At 44.9% G+C, this 5,729-nt stretch carries 7 protein-coding genes; 3 read left to right on the forward strand and 4 right to left on the reverse strand.

Going from position 1 to position 5,729, the window contains the following annotated elements:
- The 4 genes from F7C14_RS00180 to F7C14_RS00195 form a co-directional block, all read right to left on the reverse strand.
- The coding region (locus F7C14_RS00180; RefSeq protein WP_290898286.1) for a hypothetical protein at positions 1–742 on the reverse strand (742 nt) is incomplete at its 3' end.
- A 28-nt stretch (positions 743–770) separates the two neighbouring features.
- Complete coding sequence (locus tag F7C14_RS00185; protein ID WP_290898290.1) at positions 771–1,181, reverse strand: CBS domain-containing protein; 411 nt, start codon at positions 1,179–1,181, stop codon at positions 771–773.
- Positions 1,182–1,183: 2 nt separating this feature from the next.
- Positions 1,184–1,867 carry an ABC transporter ATP-binding protein gene (locus tag F7C14_RS00190; RefSeq protein WP_290898293.1) on the reverse strand — a complete coding sequence of 228 codons (684 nt, stop codon included), beginning with the start codon at positions 1,865–1,867 and terminating at the stop codon, positions 1,184–1,186.
- Positions 1,851–2,558 (reverse strand): ABC transporter ATP-binding protein, encoded by a 708-nt coding sequence (locus tag F7C14_RS00195; protein WP_290898296.1) that lies wholly within the window; start codon positions 2,556–2,558, stop codon positions 1,851–1,853. The genes F7C14_RS00190 and F7C14_RS00195 overlap by 17 nt, the downstream gene beginning before the upstream one ends.
- Positions 2,559–2,615: 57 nt before the next feature.
- Between F7C14_RS00195 and F7C14_RS00200 the strand changes: the two genes are divergently transcribed.
- The 3 genes from F7C14_RS00200 to F7C14_RS00210 form a co-directional block, all read left to right on the forward strand.
- The gene (locus F7C14_RS00200; protein ID WP_290898299.1) at positions 2,616–3,950 is read left to right on the forward strand and encodes an ABC transporter substrate-binding protein; all 1,335 of its coding nucleotides are present in this window, start codon (positions 2,616–2,618) and stop codon (positions 3,948–3,950) included.
- Between the two features lie 61 nt (positions 3,951–4,011).
- A complete protein-coding gene (locus F7C14_RS00205; protein WP_290898302.1) occupies positions 4,012–4,869 on the forward strand; it encodes a branched-chain amino acid ABC transporter permease in 858 nt (285 codons plus the stop codon).
- A partial coding sequence (locus F7C14_RS00210; RefSeq protein ID WP_290898304.1) for a branched-chain amino acid ABC transporter permease occupies positions 4,866–5,729 on the forward strand: 864 nt, incomplete at its 3' end. The genes F7C14_RS00205 and F7C14_RS00210, both read left to right, overlap by 4 nt.

The following is a 5,729-nucleotide window of genomic DNA, read 5'->3' on the forward strand; positions in this document are numbered from 1 at the left end:
CGCTTACTACTATAACGTTTGCCTCTCTAACGGCATATCTATTTCCGTTAAAGGATACGGCTAAACCTTTCTCCCTCGCAGCCCTGAGCATTTCCACGTCCGAAATGCTGTCTCCTATGGCTACGACTTTCCTCTCTCCGTAACTTTCCATAATCCTCCTCTTCTCCTCTGCATTTACTACTTTCACGTCTTCGAGCACTCTCTTAAACGGACTCTTTTCTATCTCTTTGAACAGATCGTTCAAATACTTCACAGCCCTTTCGTCAGGATCAGTCGGATCTATTTCTGGCAGAGAAGCTATTTCGTCCACCTTTTCAATTAGCCATCTCTTCCACCTCTCGTCAATTTCGTATTTCTCGGGGTCGAAAGAAGTTCCGTGTATTTTCCCTCTTACTCCGAGCATTTCCGAAGTCACCTTTAAGTAATCCTCGTAGCTCGTGGAAATTACCACAGCTTCATACCTTTCGCAGAGAAACCTCATAGCCTCCTCCGCTTGAGGAACAAACTTCGCTAAATCTCTGCTTATCTTTACTACCTCCTCCCTCTTAAGTTCAGCGGCAACGAGAAAGGGAGCGATAAGCTTTAGCGTGCTTCCAGCGGAGCCTTTGCCAGACATCATCAGATAGTCGTCGTACTGGCTAATTCTCTCGAAAAACTCCCCGTTGTTGAAGATTGCCAAACAAAGCTCGTAGGCTATGTCGTTGAGTATCCAAGGCCCTTCCCAGTCGGTAAAAAATTTCATGAGAAAAAATTCGCAAAGGGAATTTAAATTATATCGACAAAAGTGTCATTATAACCTCATTTATCGCTTTTAGAATTCTGTGCTCCGTAAGCAACCCCACGATCTTTCCGTCTTCTTCTACATAAAGCTGCTTCACATCGTACTTTAAGAAAGCGTCGGAAGCCTCTTTCAGCGTCGCATCCGCCTTTATCGTTATTATTGGCTTCGACATTATATCCTTTACTTTCACCTCCCTCGGATCTTTGCAGGCTAAGAGGACCTTTCTCGTTACTGTTCCTTCAGTAATAACTCCTATAGGCTCCCCTTTGTTGTTCACGACCACTGCGCACTTCACTCCCTTTTCGACCATTTTCTTCGTCGCTTCGTGAACGCTTTCATCCTCATAAACCTTCGTAACATCCTTATTCATTATGTCTCTCACTCTCAACGTAACCGGCATGTTCACACCTCGAAGTAGTGCTTTTCAATATCCTTCATTTCATCAACGCTACCCTCTTTAACAATTTCCCCTTTTATTAATAACGCCACCCTGTCGGCAAGCTCCAAAGCAAGGTGAACGTTCTGCTCAACTATAAGAATCGAGATGTTCGTTTCCTCCTTTATCCTCATTAAAGCGTCTCTTATCTTCAGTAAAACTATCGGAGCCAACCCCATAGAAGGCTCGTCCAAAAGCAAAAGCTTCGGATTGGTCATCAAAGCTCTGCCTATCGCTACCATTTGCTGTTCTCCACCGCTCATATTCTTCACTTTATTTTTTCTCAGCTCCTTTATTCTCGGAAAGAGGGAGTAGACGAATTCCAATCTGTCCTCGCATCCGTCTTCGCAAGCTAAAAGCAAGTTGTCCTCAACGCTCATGTCGGGGAATAACTTTCTCCCCTCCGGACAAACCCCTATTCCAAGCCTTATTCTTTCGTAGGGTTTCAGCTTTGAGATGTCTTTTCCCTCAAAAGAGATTCTTCCTTCAGTTTTCACCAGACCGCAGATAGAGTTTATGAGCGTTGTCTTTCCAGCTCCGTTCGGTCCGAGTAAAGCGAAGAATTCTCCATCATCAATTCCAAGGTTTATTCCGTGGAGGATTTGTGCCTTTCCGTAGTAGGCTTTCAAATCCTTAACTTCCAGCAACATTTCCCACACCCAAGTAAGCTTCTATAACTCTAACGTCTTGCACGATCTCTTCTGGAGTACCTTCGCAGAGAATGTATCCGTAATTGAGGACTATCACTCTCTCAGCGTGGTTGAACAACTCCTTCAGCTTGTGCTCGATTATCACCAGCGTCACACCTTTTTCTTTCAGATGATCTATGACTGAATGCAGCTCTTGGCATTCTGCCGGACTCAGTCCGGAAAAAGGCTCATCCAGCAGAAGAACCTTCGGATTTTTTGCTAAAGCTAAGGCTATGTTTAGCTTTCTCATCTCCCCCTGAGAAAGGTTTTTCGCAAGAATGTTTCTCCTTTCGTGAAGATTGAGTTCCTTCATTATCTTTTCCGCCACTTTCGGCTCTATTCCCGCAGCCCTAAAATTCTCCTCGACGGTTAAATTCTGAAAGACCTTTAGAATTTGAAACGTCCTAACCAAACCCTTCTTTGCTATCCTACTCGGACGCAGTCCGGTAATTCTCTCCCCGTTGAAGTACACTTCCCCAGCCGTTGGCTTTAAATGCCCCGAAATTATGTTGAACAGCGTCGTCTTTCCAGCTCCGTTCGGTCCTATGATGCCAAGGCATTCTTTGTCATGTACACTGAACGAAATATTTTCCAAAGCCACAAGTTCACCGAACTTTTTCTTTACATTTTCAACATCAAGTATAACCTTCATCAAACAAAGCTTAATACCTTCGAAATATTTAAGTATTTCCACGATTTTTTATTACTGATGATGCGGAAGGTCGTTTTGTTGCTGGTTGTAGCGGCTTTACTCTTCGGCTGTGCACAGCCAGCGGAGAAAAAACCAACCCCAACTCCAGCGCCGACACCAACGCCAGAGAAGAAGGAGACTCCGGTAGCAACTCCCACTCCCGCTCCTAAGTTTGGTGGCAAGAAGGAGGTAGTTATAGGAGTCATCGGTCCGATGGCTTTACCTGAAGGACAGGCTGAGGAGAAAGCGGCAAGATTGGCAGCGGAGGAGATCAACGCTCAGGGAGGCATTCTTGGATTGCCGATAAGGATCGTCGTTGGAGATACCAAGCTCAACCCAGATGTCGCAGCATCCGAATTCAGAAGGTTGGCTGAGGTAGAGAAAGCGGACATGATACTCGGTGGCTTCAGCAGTGGAGTCATGAACACATTGATGGAGGTTATGGCTGAGACCAAGACCGTGTTCTTAGCTGATGCCTCATCTCCTGGACATCCGAAGAGAGTGGCTGAGAACTACGAGAAGTACAAGTACTGGTTCAGGATAAGTCAGAACAACGGAACGACTTTTGCTTGGGACATAGCTGGAATGATCGACTATCTTAGAAGTAAAGGTTACGAGGTTAACAAGGTCTACATAATAAGAGACGAGCACATCTGGACGGACTTCGTTATGAAAGAGCTAACTCCACTCCTTGAGGAGAGGGGTATTGAGATCGTTGGAGATGCGAAAGTCGGAAGAGGTTATACCGAATACGAGCAGCTCCTTATCGATGCTGAAGATAAGGGAGCAGATTTAGTCATTCCAATACTGGCTATAGCCGGAACAGGCGATGTCCTTGTTAAGCAGTGGGCTGAGTTACAGCCGAAGTTCCTCTTAGCTGGACACGACTTGGCTGCTATAGACTACAAGTTCTACGAAAAGACGGAGGGAGCTGCTGAGTACTACATATTCCTTGCTGATGGTGGAGTCTTAGTTACAGCTCCTCCAACCGAGATGGCTAAGAAGTTCGTCGAGGCTTACAAGGAGAAGTACGGACACTATCCTGAGTCTCACCAAGCCTACGGAGCTTACGATGCAGTTTACATCTACAAGATGGCTGTTGAAGCAGCTTACAAAGCTGGAGAAGAGAATCCGTTCGACCCAGATGTCGTAGTGAAATACCTTGAGCAGTTCAAGCCAGGAAATCCAGCTAAGCTCACAAGAAACGTCGCATTCCACAAGAACCACGCGTTAGTCTGGGGAGACGAGTACGTGAGGAACTGGGTTAGCCAGTGGCAGGACGGAAAGCAGTGCATCCTTTACCCGGAGACCGTTGCAACTTGCGACTTGAAATTGCCACCTTGGCTTGAGTGAAGATTTAACTTTGTAAAATATTTCCGAAAATTTTTTATTTTTTGTAATGTCGTGATTAAGTATGATTGAAGACATTGTCAGGATACTTATCTACGGTGCAGTTATAAGTGGAATGTGGGCTCTGGTCTCATCGGGCTTCACGCTCATTTTCGGAGTCTCAAGGATTCTCAACTTCGCCCATGGAACGTTTTTCGTTTTGGCTGCTTATTTTGCGATAACATTTTACAAAAGCGGATTAAACCTTTATCTCTCCGTCGTTCTCGGAGTTCTTTTGATAGGTGTTTTGGCAGTCGCAATCTATAGATTTTTGCTCGCCCCGATAAGAGAACACGAAGTTATGGTCATAATCGTAACACTCGCTTTAGCCTTGCTTTTTGAGCAGATCATCCTGCTCACCTACGGAGAACACGGAGTAAGTTTGCCGAGCTTCGTCAAAGGGGTTGTGAGAATATACGATGTCCCAGTCACGTATAAAAGAATTTTAGCTTTTGTCTGCTCGATAATAATTCTTGTGATCCTTGAGATATTCATAAACAAAACGAGAACAGGAAAGATGATCAATGCTGCTTCCCAAAACTACGAAGGAGCTATGTTAATCGGCATAAACGTGGAAAGAATTTTCATGGTTACGATGTTCATCTCAGCAATTTTAGCGGGCTTTGCCGGGATATTTTACGCTCAGATATTCTCAGCCAATCCTTTTGCGGCGATAAAATCCCTGATTTTCGCTTTCGCAATAGTCATCCTGGGAGGACTCGGTAGCGTGAAGGGGAGTATAGTAGCTTCGTTCATCGTTGGCTATGTCTTAGCAACTACGATCGTTTTTCTTGGGGCAAGGTGGGCTGAGTTCGTTGTCATGCTTTTGATAATTGCCGTGTTGATATTCAAACCAACAGGACTCTTCGGGGTGGAAGAATGAAGGGGTTGAAGAATTACCTTGTAGGAATAATCGGTTTGATAATCGCCCTGACATTGCCGTTTTACATTCCGAGCGGATACCTCTTCTTATTCGGTATGCTTTTCCTTTTCCTCATCCTTGTCATAAGCTGGGACGTAATAGTCGGTTACACCGGTCAAGTAAATCTTGGGCATACCGTCTTTGTTGGGCTCGGAGCATATACAGCGGCTTTACTCCAAGTTCCATCGAGACTTGAAAGCATCTCTCCGGTTTTGGCATCTCTTCCTCCTCAGAATCAGTTTTTATCAATTCTGATCGGTGGCATCGTCGCAGCCCTTTTCGGAGCTGCGATAGGGTTCGTGACTTTAAGGTTAAAGGGTTACTACTTCGCTTTAGTCACGGCAATTCTCCCTCTCGTTTTCATTCAGAGCGTTTACGTATTTTCAGACGTTTTCGGTGGGGAAGAAGGTTTTTCAATTGGTTTGGAGAGAGCATTATCGACTTCTCCCGTGATTAGATATTACATAGCCTTTGCGATCTTTCTGATCTGTTTTCTGGCTATAAGATACATCGTCAAAAGCGATTTGGGCTACAGATTCATGGCGGTTAGGGATGATGAGGAACTGGCTGAAGCTTTGGGAATAGATGTTGTGAAGTACAAAGTTTTGTCTTTTACGATAAGTTCTTTCTTTGCTGGAATTGCCGGAGCAACGATGGTTCTCTACAGAATAACAGCCGGTCCGGATTTGTATGACATTCCGTTAATGCTTATGATAATTCTTTCCGCAGTCCTTGGAGGGCTCGGAACTCTCTACGGTCCTCTGATTGGTGGGATTATAATTTACTTGCTGAAGAACCTCTTCCTAAAGACGATGATTCCG

Source organism: Ferroglobus sp. (assembly GCF_015521575.1).
Taxonomy (GTDB): domain Archaea; phylum Halobacteriota; class Archaeoglobi; order Archaeoglobales; family Archaeoglobaceae; genus Ferroglobus.